This window comes from Adlercreutzia sp. CNCM I-6215, from assembly GCF_977072315.1.
Map to the genome: position 1 here is coordinate 194,582 of NZ_CDRVMA010000004.1, position 18,669 is coordinate 213,250.

Below are 18,669 nucleotides of genomic sequence, written 5' to 3' on the forward strand. Positions count from 1 at the left end.
CCACGACAGCTTCATTGATGTATCCGCCGAGGCAACTGTCGAGATTGAGCTCGCCGGCGAACAGCTCGTCCAACTTGCGAAGCCTGTCGCCGCTGACGCGCAGGGCCTCGCCCGCTTTGGTGTCCAGGCTGAAGGAACATACGAGCAGGTAGTCCTCGGAAAGCGCCTGGATGAGATCGCGCTGGCGGCGCTCCTTGCGCACTTCTTCCTTTTTTCTTGTCCGTGTAATCGAGCAGGTAACGCTGCAAGAGCAGCTCGCCATCGCTTTCGATGAGCTTCACGTTGCCCATGACGTGCACGATGTCGCCGTTGTCGTGGCGCACGCGGTACTCGGTGCTCACCGAGTCGCCGACGTTCTTCAGGGTAGCGATTGATTCGCGCATCTTCCCGGCGCCCTCGTCGACGACCGAGGGGGCCACCATGTCGAAGCCGGCGGCCATGAGGTCTTCCGCCGAATCGTAGCCCAAAATGTCCAGGGCCGCCTGGTTGATGCCGAGCAGGCGCGTGCCGTCGAGCGAATGGGTGATGACGCCGCAATCCATGGTGGTGAAGATGGTTTCCATGGTGCGGTTCTTCTCGACGATCTCGTCCTCGTAGGCGCGTTCCTGGGTGACGTCGATGCCCACGCCGACGGTGCCCATGACCGAGCCGTCGATGTTGTAGAGAGGCGACTTGTACGTGGTGAGCAGGCGCGTGCCATCGCTGGTCTGCACGGTCTCCTCCGAGACAATGGTGGACTTGGCGGCCATGACCCGGCGCTCCGATTCAATGCAGGCGGGATCGTCGGCCTCCACGTCCCAGATGTACGCGTGCCCGCGGCCCTGCACCTGTTCTTTGGTCTTGTTCACCGTGGCGCAGAAGGCGTCGTTGACCTTGTGGTGGATGCCGTCCTTGGACTTGTACCACACGAGCGACGGAACGGAATTGATGGTGGCTTCCAAATACTGGCTCGTCTCCCAGGAGTCGGCGTAGCGCTTGCAGGCGCGCTGCCAGTGGTTGAAGCGCCAGGATGCCTCGGCGGCGCTCAAAGGCGCGATCCACAGGTCGGCGATGTCGTTGAAGTAGGGTTCGGCGGCGGCCACTTGGTCGTGGGTGACGATGAGGGTGACCGTTGTGGTGGCCTGCCGGTGAGCGGCGAAGACGCGGGCCCAGGCGGCGGCATCGTGGCCCGTGGCATCGGCGAAAATGGCGCTGGCCTGGGCGGTGAGCGCCTCTTCGGGCTCGTCACTGCGCGTGAAATGGTGCGTGAAGCTTGGCTGCGGCTGCGCATCTTCGATAATGCGTGCGATCTCGTCGGGCAGGCCCACGAGATAGAAAGTCACCGGGCAATGGTACATGGCGCGCGTCCTTTGGAGTTGCTCAACGTGTCGTTGCCGTAACAACGAGGAAACGGTTTCTCAACTTGTGTAGTATACCAACTTTATCAGGGGTGACTTCCCGCACCACTGGACAAGTTTGAATTTTTGCTATAGTGTACCCCGCTTTTCCGATGCTACGAAGGAGGTGGCCTGTGGCCCGTGACAACGCCCGACCCGTGCCCTGGTGGCGCTGGTGCGCTCGCGTGCTGCTGGCCGTCTGCGCGCTGGCGGTGCTCATCGTGGGCGTGGCCAACGTGGTCACCGTGGCCACGACGCGCGATCGGGTGGTTACCGTGGAAGGTGCGGCGACGGCCCTGGCCGGCGATGCCGCCGATGCCGTGGTGGTGCTGGGGGCCAGCGTGTACGCCGACGGCACGCCGAGCGATATTTTGGCCGATCGGCTGGAAGTGGCCTGCGACTTGTACAAGAGCGGTGCGGCCCGGGCCATCATCGTCAGCGGCGACAACCGCACCTCCCACTATAACGAGTCCGATGCCATGAAGGCGTACTGCGTCGAATTGGGCGTGCCGAGCGAGGACGTGTACGTAGACCATGCGGGCAACACCACCTACGAGTCGATGTGGCGGGCGCGGCACGTGTTCGGGGCGGACCGCATCATCGTGGCCACCCAGGCCTACCATCTGTATCGCGCCATGTTCGCTGCCGATTGTCTGGGCATGCAGGCGTGGGGCGTGCCCTGCGACAAGGGGGCCTACGATAACCAGCGGGCCTACAGCATCCGCGAGGTGCTCGCTCGCACGAAGGACTTCTACGCGGCGCTTTTGCGCCTGCCCGTGGACACGGCCGGCGAGGCGGTATCGCTGAACGATTCCGGAGATCTGACGTGAGGGGGCGCTTGTGCAGACGCTAGGCACCGAACTGGATCGAACCATTGCCGGTTGGGGTCCTGAAGCCGCCGCAGCTCTCAAGCGCTCGCGGAACAAGGATCGCTTCCGCGCCGCCGTGGAGCGCACGTGGCGTTTGCGCCCGGATGTGGGGCGGTTCGTCCTCATGCACACCAACGGCATCTACATCGCCAAGGACGAGCGCCCCCGCAAAGGGCCCGACCGCCACAAGGACTGGTGGGTCTTCGGCATGTACCTGGACGACGCCATGGCGCGCACCGAGGTGGACGCCTGGCAGTCGGTACTGCTCATGAATCTGGAGCAAGAGGGCTTCGCCGTCAACGAGCTGCGCTTCTTCCCTGCGAAATGGGATATGCGCCAGCGGCGGCTGTTTCCGGAATTGTGGGAGGAAGGGGAGAACGCCCGCGTTCCCGGCAACCGTGACGGGCTCAAGTACCAGGACGAGGCGCGGGCCTTGGATATCGTGAAGCGGGCCGTGTTTCTCGTCTTCGAGGACACCGAGCTGGCCTGGGCTCTTCTCGAGAAAGTTCGCGGTGCCTCGGTGCGGGAAATGTTCGCCGCAGGGCCAACCGGCGAGACGACAGTTCGGGACGGCAATCGACAGGGGGAGAAGCGCTACCGGCTGCTTCTTTACGTGGACGACGTGGCGCAGACAAAGCCGATCGTGGAGGCGTACTCCGAGGCCATTCGGTCGCGCGCCCGCCTGCTGGGCTTGCGCCTCGGTTCCATTTGGGTGCGGAAGGCTCCGCCGCTGCTGGCCGGCAAGCACGCGTTTAAGCGCACGGGAACGTCGGAGCCGCTGCGCGACGAGGCGCTACGGGGCGGTTCAGCCGAATAGCTTCAAGGCGACGGTGTCGTCGAGGACGATTTTCAGTTCGCGGCCATTCGGTAGCGCGTAGGTATAGTAGAGCGGCGCCTCTGGACGGCTGAACACGCGGCTCAGCGGCACGTCGGCGGCGCAGTAGATGCGGCGGCAGCGGGCCGAGACGCGATCTTGGGTGGCGAACAGCAACGGATCCTCGTAGCGGTCGCAGCCCTGGCTGAAGAAGTAGTTGTGGGCGTCGTCCCACCCGAAGTGCTGGATGATGAGTCGATGCAGGTCGGCAAGGGTCTCGTCGGCGCTCATGAAGGCGCTGCACTGCGGAGAGGAGTCGTCCGCCGGCCCGATAACGAGGGTGAGCGCAGCATTCGAAAAGACCCCCTCGCACGGGGTCGCTTCGGGCGCGCGCCACCATTGGCCGGGAAATTCGATGATCTTGGCGGTCACGACTCGAGCCTTTCTCGTCCTCCTCATGACGGGGGCATTGTAACAGGAGTTTTCCCTAAGGGAAATCAAATGGTTGAAATTGGCCGAAAAAGTAGCTTCAAGCAGGGGTAAGGTGTCTATTTACACTAAGTAAATAAGTCAGGAATTCAAGGGATTTGGTGAGTCTTTCGCCGGGGCGCGCGGTCTTGCGGGAGCCCGGTATTATCATCGCAGCAGTGTCTCTCCTCGTTGATGAGAGATTAATGGCCGCAGCTGCGCTGCGATGACCAAAATGAGTGATTGCCCGACGGCGCGGAGCCGGTCGAGGCGTTTTGCACGCGGCATTGTCGGTTGCGCGGGCGGGAAGGTGGGGCATGGCCCAGCAGAAGGGGAGAACGAGCAAGGCGGACGCCACCCGGCGCCAATTGCTGGATGCGGCGATCGAGGTCATTTCCGAACGCGGCTACGCCGACACGACGGTGGAGCGCATCGTGGAGGTGGCGGGCGTTTCGAAGGGCGTGGCCTACTACCACTTCTCCAGCAAGGCCGATATCGCCACCTGCATCCTCGTGGAGGGCATTGGCGAGATCGTCGACGACTTTGTGGCTATCGCCGGTAAGGCCCCTTCGGCCGTGGAAGCCCTTACGGCCATGATGGATTCTTTCGCTGCGACTATTTTCCGCAACGCCGGATTCGGGCGCATCCTCGTATCGGAGTTGTGGCGGCGCGGGCGCGAATGGTCCGAGCCGATGCGCGCTTTGGAGGAGCGCCTGCTGGCGGTGCTGCGCGGGCAGATCGAGCGCGGGCAGCGCGAGGACAGCATTCGCGGCGATATCGATGCGGCGTTCGAGGCGGTGGCCGTGGTGGGCATGGTGCTCACGACGACGCTGCACTACATCCGCGAGGCCGAACAGCGCACCGAGGAGGGCTGCGACTGCGCTGAAGCGTTTGCGGCGGCGGAGCGCTCGCTTACCGCGCGCATTTGCGACTACGTGCACCACGCCAACGCGTAGGGGGCCGGGGCTTCTGCCGCCCTCGCGCGCCGCCGACCCTCGCGCCGCCACCCGCATGCGCCGCCGACCCTTGCCCGCCGCCGCACAAAACCGCTTTTTCTCCGTCAGCGCAACTGTTGCTTTAGCGCGCTAAAGTTCGCGGTATGCTGGGGATGCCTACTGAAAGGAGCTTTTCGTGTACAAGATCTACTGCCTGAACAACATCTCTCCTGAGGGCCTGGCCCTGCTCACCGACAACTACGAGGTCACCGAGAACATCGACGAGGCCGACGCCATCCTCGTGCGCTCCGCCGACATGCACGAGATGGAAGTGCCCGCGAACCTGAAGGCCGTGGCCCGCGCCGGCGCTGGCGTGAACAACATCCCGCTGGACAAGTTCGCCGAGGCCGGCATCGCCGTGTTCAACACGCCGGGCGCCAATGCCAACGCCGTGAAGGAGCTTGTGCTGGCCGGCATGCTGCTGGCGAGCCGCGACATCATCGGCGGCGTGGCGTGGGTGCGCGACAACGCCGATGACGAGAACGTGGGCAAGGCCGCCGAGAAGGCCAAGAAGCAGTTCGCGGGCGGCGAGATTCTGGGCAAGACCTTGGGCGTCATTGGTCTGGGGGCTATCGGCAAGCTGGTGGCGCAGTCCGCCGAGGCGCTGGGCATGAAGGTCATCGGCTACGATCCGGCCATGGACGAGATCACCGTGCACGAGCAGATTTCCCCGACGGTGGAGTTCGCCGACCTGCCGAAGGTGCTCAAGGAGAGCGACTTCATCACCATCCACGTGCCGGCGCTGCCCGCCACCAAGGGTATGATCAACGCCGACGCCATCGCTCAGATGAAGGACGGCGTCGTGTTCCTGAACTTCTCCCGCGACGTGCTGGTCGATGATGCCGCCATGGCTGAGGCGCTTGAGTCCGGCAAGGTGGCCGCGTATGTGACCGACTTCGCCAACCCGGCCGTCGTGAAGATGGAGCGCGCTATCGTCATCCCGCATCTGGGCGCCTCCACCGCCGAGGCCGAGGACAACTGCGCCAAGATGGCCGTGGAGGAAGTCATGGCCTACCTCGAGCGCGGCGAGAAGATCCACTGCGTGAATATGTAGCAACTCGGTAATGCGGGTGGCGAAGGAGAACGCCCTCTCGTCGCCCGCTTATCGCTTGATCCTGCTGCGAATGCGGCAAAAGAAGTAGAGAAGATGACGCACATGGGTCGGTACCATCCCGACATCGTTGCTGCTGAAGTAGAATCTGCTTCTTAACGGCCGCATTCTCCGTAGGGCGATAAGAGGTCGCCGAGAGGGCGTTCTCCTTCGCTGGCTGATGCGATTCGAATTAGCCAGTTGGTTCGCCTATAATAGGTGGAAAACTTCTTGGAAGGAGAGGGCGATGAGTGTGGAGCGGCCTTGCGTATTGGTGGGAGTGACCGGGTGCATTGCGGCCTACAAGGCCGGGGAAATCGTGCGCGGGCTGCAGAAGGCGGGCGTGCGGGTGAAGGTGGTCATGACCGAGCACGGCACGCACTTCGTCGATCCCGTGACGTTTCGGGCGCTCACTCACGAGAAAGTGGCGGTGGATCTGTTCGATGACCCGTCCGATCCCATTCACCATATTTCGCTCGCTCAGGAATGCGACGTGTTCCTTATCGCGCCGTGCACGGCCAACGTAATGGCGAAGGTGGCCTGCGGCATAGCCGACGACTTGCTTTCCACGACGGCCCTGGCGACCACGGCGACGCTGGCCATCGCGCCGGCGGCCAACGTGCATATGTACGAGGCGGCGGCTACCCAGGAGAACATGGCCACGCTGCGCCGCCGGGGCGTGCGCTTCATCGAAGGGGGCGCTGGCTATCTGGCCTGCGGCGATGTGGGTCGCGGTCGTTTGGCCGATCCCGCTGTCATCGTGCGCGAGACGCTGGCCCTGTTGGCCGAGCGCGTGGGCTTGGACGCCCTGCGGGAGGCCTGTGAGCAGCACGGTGAGGTGCCGTTCGCGACCGTGATGGAGCAGATCGATGCTGCGCGCGCGTCGGCTTCTGCGTCTTCCACTGAGGACGCTGCCGCAAGCGCTTCCGCCCCGTGTCATCCTGAGCAGAGCGCCGAAGGCTCGGAGTCGAAGGATCTCCCAACTGCTGCCGCTCCCGACACCCCGCTGCCGGCCGCCGTGGCCGATGGCGCGGCCACCATGCCCGCGGGCGCGCTCGCGGGCCGCACGGTGCTCGTGACGGCTGGCCCCACGGTGGAACCCATCGACTCGGTGCGCTACATTTCTAATTACTCCTCGGGCAAGATGGGCTATGCCATCGCCGAGGCCGCTGCGGCTGCCGGCGCGCGGGTGGTGCTCGTGTCGGGCCCGGTGGCCCTCGCCGCACCTGATGGCGTGGAAGTGGTGCCCGTGAAGACGGCCCGCGACATGCTGGCTGCCGCCTCATCCGTGTTCCCGGCTGCCGACGCTGCCATCTTCGCCGCCGCTGTGGCCGACCTGCGCCCGGCGAACCCGGCCGACCGCAAGCTCAAGAAGGGCCGCGACGATGCGGCGCTCGCCAACGTACCTCTCACGGAGAACCCCGACATCCTGGCCACTCTGGCCGCGGGCAAGCGTCCCGATCAGTATGTGGTGGGCTTCGCCGCCGAGACCAACGACGTGCTCATGAACGCCCATGCCAAGCTTACGAAGAAGAACGCCGACATGATTGTGGCCAACCAAGTGGGCGACGGCCTCGCCTTCGGCACCGACAACAACGAGGTCTGGCTCGTCACGGAAGGTGACGAGGTGCTGCTTCCCCTCATGAGCAAACGCGCCGTGGCCGAGCGCCTCGTGGAAGTGGTGGCCGCGCATCTGGAATAGAGGCATCGCCGTTTTGGACGAGAATTTCGAGTTGTTAGAGTTTTGCGCGAAGCGGCGGTCGTACGCTGCCGGTTCAGGCTTTTGGTGACCTGGGGTTTTGCGAGATGGGAGCAAAAACCGAGAGCAGCCAGGGGCGAAATGGTCTTGCTTTTAGGGCTGATAACTCTAACAACTCGAAAAAAATGGCATCCTTATCGGGTGTGCCTTTTCTGAAGCGAGGAATAGTGCGCGTTTCGATGAGATGGCGTAGGCTTCGATGACGCAGGTATTGGGGTCTCCATTGCGGCTAATTACGAATTCGTAAGGAGACTTGCTTTCTCGCCGTTCGGGCACAGTTTCCCATAATAGGACGCTATCATGGTGGCGAACGAGAAAGGGGCATCGGGCGCAGCGGCTCGGGTGCTGATTGTGGCGACGTGCACGTGGAAAGGGGCACCATGCGGATTCTGCTGGTTGAGGATGACCATGCCATCGTGCGGGCGCTCACTGACCTTTTGGAAGGCGAGGGTTTTGCCGTACGTTCCTGCGCGACTCAGGACGGGGCCTGCGCGGCGCTGGCGGCCGACGACTTCGACATCGCGCTTCTGGACGTGACGCTGGCCCAGGGCAATGGGTTCGCCGTGTGCGCGGCGGCGCGGGAGACGGCGCCCGAGATGCCGGTCATCTTCCTCACTGCCTCCGACGACGAGTACTCTACGGTGGCGGGGCTGGACATGGGGGCTGTCGACTACATCGCCAAGCCCTTCCGCGCCCGCGAGCTCATCTCGCGCATCCGCGGGGCGCTGCGGCGCACGAGCTCGGCATCCAACGTGCTCACGGTCGGCGATGTGCGGCTCGACGTGGCCTCGGCGGCTGTGACCAAAGACGGCCGCGAGGTGTTCCTCTCGGCATTGGAGTACCGGCTGCTGCTGTACTTCCTGCAGCATAAGGGCAAGCTCGTCACCCGCGAGAACCTGCGTGATGCCATCTGGGACAGCGCCGGGGAATACGTGTCTGACAACGCACTGAACGTCTACGTGAAGCGGCTGCGCGAGAAGGTGGAGACCGACCCGGCCGAGCCTGAGCTCATCGTCACCGTGCGCGGCCTCGGCTACAAAGTGGGCGAGTAGGAGCGATGATGCGAGTTCGGCAGTTGAAGGCCATGTGGCTGGTTGGACGCACTTTTACGCCTGCTCGCGTGGGCGCAACCCTTGGTGCCCGCGCGGCCGCCCGCAGCAACATGGTGCGAGGGGGCGAGTAGCGTGGGCTCCGTATCGACGCTGTTGCGCCAGTGCGCGGTCATGGCGGCGCTCGCGGCGGTGCTCGTGTGGGCGGCGCCTGCCGAGGCGAAGTTGTGGGTCGCCGTCACGGGAGCGGTGCTGCTGGCGGTGTTCCTCGCGGTGTCGCTGTACCGCCACCGCCAGATTCGCCGACTCGCCGAGGAGATCGACGAGGTGCTTCACTCCGGCCGCACGGTGGACTTCTCGAACTGCCGCGAGGGCGATGTGGCCGTGCTCGCCAATGAGCTGTCGAAGATGGTGTCGCGGCTCGCGCGCACCCGCGATCAGCTGGCTCGCGAGCGCAACGCTTTGGCCGATTCCCTGGCCGACGTGTCCCATCAGATTCGCACGCCGCTCACGGCCATCACGCTCATGCTGCCCGTGGTGGAACGTGCCGATGACGCACGGGAGCGCAAGCGGGCCGTGCGCGAGCTGGAGTCGATGATCGAGCGCGTCTCATGGCTCGTGACCACGCTGCTGAAGATCGCGAAGGTGGATGCCGGTGCTATGCACGTGGAGCGGCGCGAGGTGCGAGCCGCCGAGGTGGCGCGCCGGGCCGTGGGACCTCTGGCCACGGCCATGGACCTGCGCGATGTGAACCTCGTGCTTCAGTTGGACGAGGCCGCCACCTTCCAGGGCGACGCCCCGTGGACTGCCGAGGCCGTGGAGAACATCGCGAAAAACTGCATGGAGCATAGCCCTCTCGGCGGCACGGTGACTGTGGCCGTGCGGGAGGACGCCCTCGCCACCACCATCGCCGTCTCCGACACCGGCCCCGGCATCGCCCCGGAGGATCTCCCCCACATCTTCGAGCGCTTCTACCGGGGAGGGGCCGTGGAGGAAGCGAACGTCGCCCAGCCCGCTGGGTTCGGCATCGGGCTTTCCCTGGCCCAGGCCCTCGTCTCCGCCCAGGGCGGCACCCTGCGTGCCTCCAACAACCCCGCCGGCGGCGCCCGTTTCGAAATCGCCTTCCCGAAGCTCGTGGTATAGGCGGTGCGTCTGTTAATGCTCGAAATTTGGGACATTAGGCCCGTTAGTGTTCCAAATTTCGAGCATTAAGTCTTTTAATTACATTACCGTAATGGGCGCGTTAGGGGGCGGCAATGGGGGGCCGCCATACTTGTTCCGTAGATTGGGAAACCAGGAGAAGAAAGGCATCTGGCATGGACATTTTGACGGTCAGCCACTTGACGAAAATCTACGGAGAGGGCGAGGCGGCCACCCGCGCCCTGGATGACGTGTCCTTCAGCGTGGAAGAGGGCGAGTTCGTGGCCATCGTTGGTTCGTCGGGCTCGGGCAAGTCCACCCTGCTGCACCTCATCGGCGGCGTGGATCGGCCCACCTCGGGCCATGTGCTGCTGAACGGCGCCGACGTGTACGCGCGCTCCGACGAGGAGCTGGCGGTGTTCCGCCGCCGCGAGGTGGGGCTGGTGTACCAGTTCTACAACCTGGTGCCGGTGCTGAACGTGGTGGAGAACATGACGTTGCCCGTGGCCTTGGACGGCCGCACGGTGAACGCGGGCCGTTTGCAGGGCCTCGTGCAGCGGCTGGGGCTCGCCGGGCGCGAGGGGCATCTGCCTAGCCAGCTCTCCGGCGGCCAGCAGCAGCGCGTGGCCATCGGTCGTGCCCTCATGAACGCGCCGGCGGTGGTGCTGGCCGACGAGCCCACGGGCAATCTGGACACCCGCAACAGCTGCGAGATCATGCAGCTTCTGCGCGATTCCAACCGCGAGTTCGGCCAGACCATGATCGTCATCACCCACGACGAGGAGATCGCGCTGGCCGCCGATCGCATCATTGCCGTGGAGGATGGCCGCATCGTGCGCGACGAGAGGATCCGCCGATGAACGCCACGACGAACTTCACCGTAAAGAGCCTGCGCGCCAACAAGGTGCGCACGCTCGTGACCATCGCCGGCGTGGCCTTGGCCGCCGCCCTGCTCACGGCGGTGCTCACCACCTATGTGTCGCTGAACGACTACCTCTATCGTTCCGAGGCGCACCTGGCCGGCACGTGGATGGCCTGCGTGGAAGCCGATGGCAGCTCGGCGCTTGACGAGAAGATCGTCGACGCCCAAGCCGACCCGCAGGTGGCCGGCGCGGCGATCCTGCGCGATGTCGGCTTCGCCGCGTTGACTGCCGATCAGCAGAATACCCAGGGAACCTACCTGGCCATTCGCTCCATCGAAGGCGATGTGGGCGACATCTGCGGCATTACGCCCAGCGAGGGACGCCTGCCCGAGAACGACCACGAGATCATGCTCTTCTCCACGTGGAAGGACTACGGCGGGGTGAACCTCGGCGATACGGTCACCTTCGACGTGGGCCAGCGGGTGGCCCGACTCGCCCCGGGCGAGGAGGGATCCATGTCCGCGGGCACCATGACCGCCTCGTGGGGCGTGCAGGGGGAGGCCCACGAGAGCGAGATCACCGACGGCACACCGCTCAACTCCTCCATGGGCGTGCTGGAGGCGCACATCGACGGCGGCATCTTCAACGAGGAGATCGCGAACACCGAAGAGCGCACCTACACTGTCGTGGGCTTTTACGATCGTCCGGGCTACGCCCTTTCCACGGCGGCAGGCATGGTGGGCGTGACCGCCGGGGGCGCCGCGCCCGACGCCTTTACCGACGTGTTCTTCACGTTGAACGATGTGGCCAACACCCAGCAGGTGGAAGAGGCTGCAGAGGCGCTGTTCCCCGACGAGCATGTGGTGCTGCACACGGCCATGCTGCGCTATACGGGCGTTTCCAGCGACTCCTCCATTTGGGCGACGTTCTACGGCCTGGTCGTGGTGCTGGCGGCGGTCATCGTGGTGGCGTGCGTGTTGCTCATCTTCAACGCCTTCAACATTTCGGTGGCCGAGCGCATCAAGCAGTTCGGACTTCTGTCCTCGGTGGGCGCGTCGCGTCGGCAGCTGCGCCGGGCCGTGGTGCTGGAAGGGGCCATCGTGGCCGTCATCGGCATCCCCTGTGGGCTTCTCATCGGTCTTGCCGGGTGCGCTGCCACTTTCGCGGCGCTTGGGCCGGCCATCTCCCAGCTGGCCGGCTCGGGGGAAGTGGCTTTCCGCGTGGCCGTGAACGGCTGGGTGTTGGCGGCGGCCTCGGTGCTCACGTTCGTCACGGTGCTCGTGTCCGTGTGGATTCCGGCAAAGCGGGCGAGCCGTACGAACATCATCGACTCGCTGCGGGCCGCCAGCGGCAGCCGCGTTTCCAAACGCGGGGCGGCGCGGGCCGCGAAGTGCACGGGGGCCTCGTCGCTGTGGAAGGCGCGCGGGGCGGCCGGGCGCGTGCTCGGCGTCGGCGGCATGCTGGCGCGCATCAACCGCAAGCGCGGCACGGGGAAGGGCCGGGCGGCCTCGGTGTCGCTGGCGCTGGCCATCGTGCTGCTCATGACCGCTGGCTCGCTGAATGTGCTCCTCGGCACCCTGACCGACGTTGTGACCGGCGGCGAGATGGCCGGCGAGGTGGGGGTTATGGCTCAGCTGGATGCGGAGACGCCGCAGGACGCGGGTACGGTCGACGGGAACGCGCAAGCCGGCGATGGCGATGCAACGGCCGCCGGGGACGCGCAAGCCAGTGATGGCAGCGCGACGGGCGCTGAGGGCGCTGCGACTCCCGACGCCGCTGCGACCCCCGATGCCGCTGCGACCCAACCCGCCGCTCCCATGACGCCCGAGGCGGTAGCGGCCGCGAACAACGAGCTGTTCGCCCGCCAGGCCGAGGTGTTTGCCGGCGCCTTCCACGATCTCTCCCAGGTGGCCGGCGCCGAGCCTGTGGGTTGGAAAATGGGGACGGGGCTGTACGCTATGCTGCCCGAGGCCATGGCAGGGGAGGCCCTCGTCGATCAGGAGAACGGCATGGGCGGCAAGATGGCCGACGGCCGCGTCGGCACCGTGGGGTCGGTAGCCTACCTCGACGACGCCGCCTTCGACGACTACGCGAAGAGCTTGGGGCTTGACCCCGCCGACTTCCGCGATCCGGCTCACCTGCGGGCCATCGCTTTGGCCCAAGGCTACGGCAACAACGGCAGCGTCTACCAGCTGCTCAACGTGCTGCGCGAGCCGGGCACGTTGGAGGCCCTTACGGCGGCGACCTATCACGGCGAGCCGGCGGCGGGCATCGGCGTCGGCGCAACGTCCGGAGAGGGCAATTCTGAGGCCTTCGCCTTCCAACCCTACCTTGAAGGCGATGACGACGGGGTCGAATGGTTCCCTCTCGAGGAGGCGGAGGTGCAGACAGTCTCCGTTGAGGTTGTCGCCCTGGCCGAGGAGGCGCCTGCTATCGCCAGCGCCCGCGGAGAGGGTCTGCAGCTCATCGTGCCCGAGTCTGTGGCGGCTTACCAGAGTTTCGGCAGCACGTCCCCCATCTTCTACGGCTACTTCGACTCCGCCGATGGCGACCACGGCGCGCTCGCCGAAGAGCTGGCGACGGCCGGCAGTGCGTACTTCCACGACAAGAGCCCCTACGAGCTGGCGTTCTACTCCTTCAACGACTACATCGAGCAGCGCGACTCCAACCAGATGATCGCCACGGTGGTGAACGTGTTCTGCCTGCTGTTCGCGGTGATTCTGGCGCTGATCGCCATGGCCAACGTGTTCAACACGGTGACCAACAGCCTTATCCTGCGCCGCCGCGAGTTCGCCGTCATGAAGTCGGTGGGACTCTCGAACCGGCAGTTCCGCGCCATGGTGGCCGAGGAATGCGTCGCCTGGTGCGTCCGCGGCCTCGTGCCCGGCGTGCTGCTGTCGCTTTTCGTGTCCTTCCTGCTGTGGCAGGTGATCTCCGGATCGATGACAGGGCTGCCCTTCACGCTGCCCTGGAGCTACGTGGCCCTGGCCGCCGCCATGACCGTGGTCGCCGTGGGTGCGTCGGTGGCCTACGGCATGCACCGCTGCCGCGCCGACAACGTGGTAGAGGCCCTGCGCGCCGACGCCGTGTAGATCAGGCTTGCTCTTTTGCCGCGAGGCGCGCCTGGGCCTTCGGGCTCAGGCCGCGCTTGCGGTAGCCGTAGCGGCCCGACAGGGCGATCATGAACGTGGCGGCCACCAGGCACGTGAGCCCGTCGCCCACCGTGACCGAGAGCCAGATGCCGTCGATGCCGAACAGCATCGGCAGTACGATGACGGCCGCCACCTGGAACACGAGCGTGCGCAGAAACGAGATGAGCGCCGAGACGAGTCCGTTGTTGAGCGCCGTGAAGAACGCCGAGGCGTACATGGCGAATCCCATGAACAGAAAGCACAGGGCGTACAGCTTGTAAGCGCTCACGGTGAGTTCCAGCAGGGCCGCGTCGTAGCTGACGAAGATGGCCGAAAGCGGGGCGGCGAGCCACTGGCCGAGCAGGAACATGACGATGCTCGCCACGCCGATGATCCCGAGGCTCTTCCACAGAAGCGAGCGCATTTCAGTATGGTTCTGGGCGCCGTACTGGAAGCTCATGAGCGGGGAAGTGCCCACGGAGTAGCCCATGAACACGGCCGAGAAGATCATCACGGTGTACATGATGACGCCGTAGGCCGCCACGCCGTCCTCGCCGATGAAGCGCAGAAGCTGCCAGTTGTATAGGATGCCCACGAGGCTCATGGCGATGTTGGTGACCATTTCCGACGAGCCGTTGGCGCAGGCCTTCCCGATGACGGGCCAGCGCAAATGCGGCCGCACGAAGTACAGGTGCGTCGAGCGCTTGCGGGCGAAGTAGACGAGTGGAATGCCGCCGCCGATGAGTTCACCGATGTTCGTGGCGAGCGCCGCACCGGGAAGTCCCCAGCCGAACACGCCGACGAACAGGAAGTCCAAAAGGATGTTCGCCACGCCGGCCGCCACGATGACCAGAAAGCCGTACTTGGGCTTGCCCGCCGTGACGAAGAAGCTCTGGAAGGCGTACTGCAAGATGAAGAACGGCAGCGAGATCATCATCATGCGGCCGTAAAGCGCGGCGTCGTGGTGCATCTGGCTTCCCGGCGTGGCGCCGAGCATGGTGGCCGTGGGCTCCATGAAGAACCAGCCGCCAAGGGAGAGCACCGAGCCCACGACGAAGGCGAAGATGATGAGCAGCGAGAAATGGCGCCGCGCTCGGGGCCGGTCGCCCTCGCCCAAGGTCTTGGCCACAAGGGCACTGCCCCCGGTGCCGATCATCATGCCCACGGAGGCCAAAATCATGACGGCGGGGAAGATCAGGTTCACGGCGGCGAGCGCCGTTTTGCCGGCGTAGTTCGACACGAAGAACCCGTCCACGATGGTGTAGCACGAGGTGAAGATCATCATGGCGATGGTGGGCAGCGTGAACCGAATGAGGGCGCTGGTGGAGAAATGTTTGGACATATCGACTGACATGGGGAGACCTTTCGGAGAAAAGAGGGCAGAACGAGCAAGGAAAGCGGGCGTCTCTAGTGGAAGGTGAGAGCCGAGAGGTTTTCGCTCAGCGCGTTGATGTAGCGCTTCATGGCGCTGGTAAGTTGGCGCTGCTCTTCATCGGTGAAGATTGCGACGGCTTCATGCTCGGCGGCCAGTACGGCTTGAATGTGGGCTTCGTACTGCTTTCTCCCGTAACCAGTCAGATAAACGCGTTGAGTGCGGGGCGTGTCTCCTCGCAGCTCGACTACGCCTTTGTCGACCATGCGCTTGATAGACGAGTGCACCGTTTGCTTCGAAGAGAATCCGAGCTCGCACAACTGCTTCTGCGTGAGCCCATCTTCGTTGACGAGCGCGTACACGATATCGAAGGCGCAATCAGGGAGTCCCATGCGCCACGCGGTTTGACGATACAGCTCGTCAGCCTGGCGATAGAAATCATCGATGGCGCAGATTGTCTCCGCGATTTGGCTTTTCTCGTCGAGCGCGGTGTTTTCGTTGAGTGCGATCTTGTCGGCGTTCATGGGCTTTCTGTACCTCAAAATGCGATTGGTCTGATTTCGGACTAACGAGTTCGCTAGTATAGTCCGAAATCAGACCAAAGCAAGAGATTCACAAGGTTTCCAAGGCCTCTCGGTGGCGATTGCCGAGTTAGTGCGCAAAAAAGTGCGATCGTGCGAGTTTCAAGCTCGCACGAGGGGGTGCGGACAAAAAGTTGGACACTCCGGTGTCCGGATTGCAAGGATAGGCGCGATCGCAACCGAGGTTAAGGTGTGCTGCGGTTGACGCTTACGCAACATCTCGGCGTCGATCATCTTGCAGTCCATCAGCCAGCTGGACAAGAACTACAAGGACACCAAGGAGACCATCATCGACAACTGCGACTCGCTGCTGTTCCTGGGATCGAAGTCCAGCAAGACCAACAAGGAGATCGCCGAGCAGATAGGCAAGGCCACGGTGCACAACACCGCCGTCACGCAGTCGAAGGGCCAGCAGGGCTCGTATTCCGAGGCCGACCAGATACTCGGGCGCTACCTCATCGACCCCGCCGAGATAGGACGCTTGGAACGCGACGAATGTCTGGTGCTCATCACGGGTCTGCAGCCTTTCAAATCGAAGAAGTACGACTGCACGAAGCATCCGAGATATGAGGAGATTGAACGTAGATGCTATGAGCCGCGCCCCAACAGTTAAGGGGACTTTTACTCAATGTCTACGCAAATGGCGCGGGCGTAAGGTACGGGCGCTCCTTCGCGTGCCCTGCCCATAGAGGTAAAGGCGAGCCCAGTTCAAGCTCGCCTGTTTTTTCCCAAGAGTCTTCTGTTGTAACCCCTCCTGGAAGGCTACTGTTTTATGGTACCGGTAATCGTAGATTGCGCTACTATCCGTTAACCTGCCATGTTTCATGCAGAATCCGCTATATCGAGTTTAATGGCAGGTCCCGCATTCATACACGTTCTCGTGATGGCAGTTTAAGCATACGGATTGTGCTGTGTCTACGACTGAGCTTTCGGAATGCATCTTATGGCAGGAGGAGCAAAAGACCGAGGATTCATGATTCTCCGTTTCAGGAATATCGTGAGGATTGACCGTAAGGCCGTTTTCGTCGGTCAGAACATCTGTGGATGCCGTTTTAGCCGCAAGCTCTACTGTATCGTGACATCCGGTACATGCGTCGGATGAAACCTTTGTTATCTTAAGGGCTTCCGGAAGAGGGTCATCCTTATAGTCTTCGTGGGCCTTGCCAAGCTTTCCATCTTCGTCGATATGACAGCTGTTGCAGGCAAGCGCAGAATGAATGCCATGAGGAGTGCTCGGGTCCTGCGCGCTTTCCGATTCCTTTACATGACAGCTACCGCATTCGGATTCCATGGTCCAAGATTCCGAGGAGGCTCCGCCATCCGCCGAGCCGCTCCCCGAATTGGATGGATTCGGGGAGCAGGCGGCGAGAGCAAGGGCAGCGAAGAGCGCGACGGAGAAGCACAAAACCGCTAAACGCGCTTTCATAATTACTCCTGACCGGCGCTTACGTAGTCGAGCGCACAGGTAGCGGCTTTCCAGGCGTAGGCAACCGCGGCGCCGATAGAACTGCGGTAATAGTGAGCGGAGGTGATTCCTCCTGCTGTACCCGGGATGGCGTAAAGGCCAGGAACGGGCTTTACGCCATCTTCCTTGAGGACCTCACCGTTGGGGTTGATGGCGACACCGCCGTAGCAACAACTTACGCCGCAAACCACCTCTGTGGCATAGAAGGGGGGCTCGACTATCTTGATGATACTTGCAATAAGGCCGGTCGTGCGGGGGACCTCCAGGTCGGCAGTGGTGCCATTGTCGATGGCCTCGTTATATTCCTTCACGGTTTTGATGGTGTTTGCCTTGTGATAGCCCCATGCCGACATCTTTTCGGCAAGCTCTTCAATGGTGTCGGCCTTGGCAACGCGTCCTCCGCGCTTGATGACCTCTGCCGTACGATCTGCGCCTTTGTCTCCGCCGGCAGAAATGCTTCCCCATTCATCATAGATGTTCTGGTCGAAAATAACGCAACCTCTTGCGTAACGCTGGTTAATGAGTTCAAGATTGTTCATATCGCCCGCTACGCCAGCGCCTTCGTCGTAGTAGCGCTTGCCATCCAGATTCACAACGATGCAACGGTTGTCGTGATACTGGGAGCCGATCTCGTAGAAATCCATAAACTCGACATCCGCGTTGGCTGCCATGCTGTGGCCGTAGAAAGTGCCGAGGCCCGTACTGAGCGCGGCGCCAACTTCCTTTGCCATCAGAAGACCCGTGCCATCGTTGGTGGGAACCGCTCTGCAGAAAACCTGATCGCCCATGGGGCCGAAGAATTTCGTCTTCAGCTCGGGATTGTTCTGGAAACCGCCGCAAGCGAGAATGACCGCCTTGGCCTTAATCTTGATTTCGGTACCATCGCTCTTGCGGGCCATGAGTCCGACAATGGAGCCGTCCTCGTTGGTCAGAAGCTTGAAGGCCTTGGTCTCCATAAGAAGGACGCCGCCGCCGTCCACGAACTTCTCAGCAAGATCCTCGTAGCACTCGACTCGAGCCTTGTGCGTGCTCTCGGCGCCGATAGTGAAACCTACGCCGCCTGCACCAGGTCTAATGAAGGCATCGTACTCTTCCATGACGTTAGTGGCTTCGCCAATGCAATCCACAAAAGTCTGAAGGAACTCAGGCTTGCTGTAGGGCATGTTCGCCTGGGCAACTTCCATGGAGCCAGGGCCAGTTGCTCCACCCGCGGAATCCATCGCGGTGCCGCCCACCTGATGGTATGCCTCAACGCAGACAACGGAGGCGCCCCCCTTTTGAGCAGTAAGCGCCGCCATTGCTCCGCCGGCGCCGAAACCGGCCACTGCAACGTCAACGTCGTACTCCCATTTTTCCGCAGGCTCCTCCTCTGCAGGAGTGCACCCTACAGCAAGAGAGCCTGCCGCCACAACGCTCGCTACCGCAGCTCCTTTAAGAAAATTTCTTCTGCTCAGATCCATGTTTCCAACTACCTCCTTGAGCCAAAGAGCCCCTCAATGGGCTCACTGTGCTCAAACTACCTCACTAAAACCATTAAACGAAAGGTACGAAAGGGGTTTTGCGCATGGTACTTTTCGTACTAAACTTAATTACTTCGAACCCGCTGTTAAACCACCATTGACATATAGCCGTACCTCTCCCCGATGCTGACGCGGTTGGCCAGGCTCAGGAAGGGATGCGACTCCAGGTGCGTCAGC

Annotated in this window: 16 protein-coding genes; 10 read left to right on the top strand and 6 right to left on the bottom strand. The window is 63.0% G+C overall.

Annotated features, from left to right (window positions below):
* Positions 1 to 11 precede the first annotated feature (11 nt).
* A complete protein-coding gene (locus tag ACW4LP_RS04965; protein ID WP_455803535.1) occupies positions 12 to 1,337 on the bottom strand; it encodes a PAS domain-containing protein in 1,326 nt (441 codons plus the stop codon).
* Between the two features lie 173 nt (positions 1,338 to 1,510).
* On the opposite strand from ACW4LP_RS04965, the gene ACW4LP_RS04970 reads away from it, so the two are divergent.
* Positions 1,511 to 2,206 (top strand): SanA/YdcF family protein, encoded by a 696-nt coding sequence (locus tag ACW4LP_RS04970; RefSeq protein ID WP_288220557.1) that lies wholly within the window; start codon positions 1,511 to 1,513, stop codon positions 2,204 to 2,206.
* A gap of 10 nt (positions 2,207 to 2,216) precedes the next feature.
* The gene (locus ACW4LP_RS04975; RefSeq protein ID WP_418380277.1) at positions 2,217 to 3,062 is read left to right on the top strand and encodes a hypothetical protein; all 846 of its coding nucleotides are present in this window, start codon (positions 2,217 to 2,219) and stop codon (positions 3,060 to 3,062) included.
* Here ACW4LP_RS04975 and ACW4LP_RS04980 read toward each other — a convergent pair.
* The gene (locus ACW4LP_RS04980) at positions 3,051 to 3,491 is read right to left on the bottom strand and encodes a plasmid pRiA4b ORF-3 family protein (RefSeq protein ID WP_161127552.1); all 441 of its coding nucleotides are present in this window, start codon (positions 3,489 to 3,491) and stop codon (positions 3,051 to 3,053) included. The two genes, ACW4LP_RS04975 and ACW4LP_RS04980, sit on opposite strands and share 12 nt — an antisense overlap.
* A 353-nt stretch (positions 3,492 to 3,844) precedes the next feature.
* On the opposite strand from ACW4LP_RS04980, the gene ACW4LP_RS04985 reads away from it, so the two are divergent.
* The 7 genes from ACW4LP_RS04985 to ACW4LP_RS05015 all read left to right on the top strand — a co-directional run bounded on the left by ACW4LP_RS04985 (position 3,845) and on the right by ACW4LP_RS05015 (position 13,515).
* Positions 3,845 to 4,483, top strand: coding sequence for a TetR/AcrR family transcriptional regulator (locus ACW4LP_RS04985; RefSeq protein ID WP_418380276.1), 639 nt, complete (start codon positions 3,845 to 3,847; stop codon positions 4,481 to 4,483).
* A gap of 175 nt (positions 4,484 to 4,658) precedes the next feature.
* Positions 4,659 to 5,576: a 3-phosphoglycerate dehydrogenase gene (locus tag ACW4LP_RS04990; RefSeq protein ID WP_227070437.1), complete on the top strand. Its 918-nt coding sequence runs from the start codon at positions 4,659 to 4,661 to the stop codon at positions 5,574 to 5,576.
* A 283-nt stretch (positions 5,577 to 5,859) separates the two neighbouring features.
* Positions 5,860 to 7,314 (top strand): bifunctional phosphopantothenoylcysteine decarboxylase/phosphopantothenate synthase, encoded by a 1,455-nt coding sequence (locus tag ACW4LP_RS04995; RefSeq protein ID WP_418686646.1) that lies wholly within the window; start codon positions 5,860 to 5,862, stop codon positions 7,312 to 7,314.
* A 437-nt stretch (positions 7,315 to 7,751) separates the two neighbouring features.
* Positions 7,752 to 8,423, top strand: a complete 672-nt coding sequence (locus ACW4LP_RS05000; protein WP_223899884.1) for a response regulator transcription factor — start codon at positions 7,752 to 7,754, stop codon at positions 8,421 to 8,423.
* A gap of 132 nt (positions 8,424 to 8,555) precedes the next feature.
* Entirely contained in the window at positions 8,556 to 9,563 is a 1,008-nt protein-coding gene (locus ACW4LP_RS05005) for a sensor histidine kinase (RefSeq protein ID WP_302568451.1), read from the top strand.
* Between the two features lie 173 nt (positions 9,564 to 9,736).
* Entirely contained in the window at positions 9,737 to 10,420 is a 684-nt protein-coding gene (locus tag ACW4LP_RS05010; protein ID WP_022740744.1) for an ABC transporter ATP-binding protein, read from the top strand.
* Entirely contained in the window at positions 10,417 to 13,515 is a 3,099-nt protein-coding gene (locus ACW4LP_RS05015) for an ABC transporter permease (protein ID WP_455803536.1), read from the top strand. The genes ACW4LP_RS05010 and ACW4LP_RS05015 overlap by 4 nt, the downstream gene beginning before the upstream one ends.
* Before the next feature lies 1 nt (position 13,516).
* Here ACW4LP_RS05015 and ACW4LP_RS05020 read toward each other — a convergent pair whose 3' ends face one another.
* Positions 13,517 to 14,908, bottom strand: coding sequence for an MATE family efflux transporter (locus ACW4LP_RS05020; protein ID WP_418686644.1), 1,392 nt, complete (start codon positions 14,906 to 14,908; stop codon positions 13,517 to 13,519).
* A gap of 53 nt (positions 14,909 to 14,961) precedes the next feature.
* A complete protein-coding gene (locus tag ACW4LP_RS05025; RefSeq protein WP_455803537.1) occupies positions 14,962 to 15,450 on the bottom strand; it encodes a MarR family winged helix-turn-helix transcriptional regulator in 489 nt (162 codons plus the stop codon).
* A gap of 274 nt (positions 15,451 to 15,724) precedes the next feature.
* Here ACW4LP_RS05025 and ACW4LP_RS05030 point away from each other — a divergent pair, with 274 nt between their 5' ends.
* Positions 15,725 to 16,120 (top strand): type IV secretory system conjugative DNA transfer family protein, encoded by a 396-nt coding sequence (locus ACW4LP_RS05030; RefSeq protein ID WP_418686651.1) that lies wholly within the window; start codon positions 15,725 to 15,727, stop codon positions 16,118 to 16,120.
* 234 nt (positions 16,121 to 16,354) lie between these two features.
* Here ACW4LP_RS05030 and ACW4LP_RS05035 read toward each other — a convergent pair whose 3' ends face one another.
* Together ACW4LP_RS05035 and ACW4LP_RS05040 are read right to left on the bottom strand one after the other, a co-directional pair.
* Positions 16,355 to 16,933 carry a cytochrome c3 family protein gene (locus ACW4LP_RS05035; RefSeq protein ID WP_418686642.1) on the bottom strand — a complete coding sequence of 193 codons (579 nt, stop codon included), beginning with the start codon at positions 16,931 to 16,933 and terminating at the stop codon, positions 16,355 to 16,357.
* Between the two features lie 2 nt (positions 16,934 to 16,935).
* Positions 16,936 to 18,432, bottom strand: coding sequence for an FAD-binding protein (locus ACW4LP_RS05040; protein ID WP_418686641.1), 1,497 nt, complete (start codon positions 18,430 to 18,432; stop codon positions 16,936 to 16,938).
* Between the last annotated feature and the right edge of the window lie 237 nt (positions 18,433 to 18,669).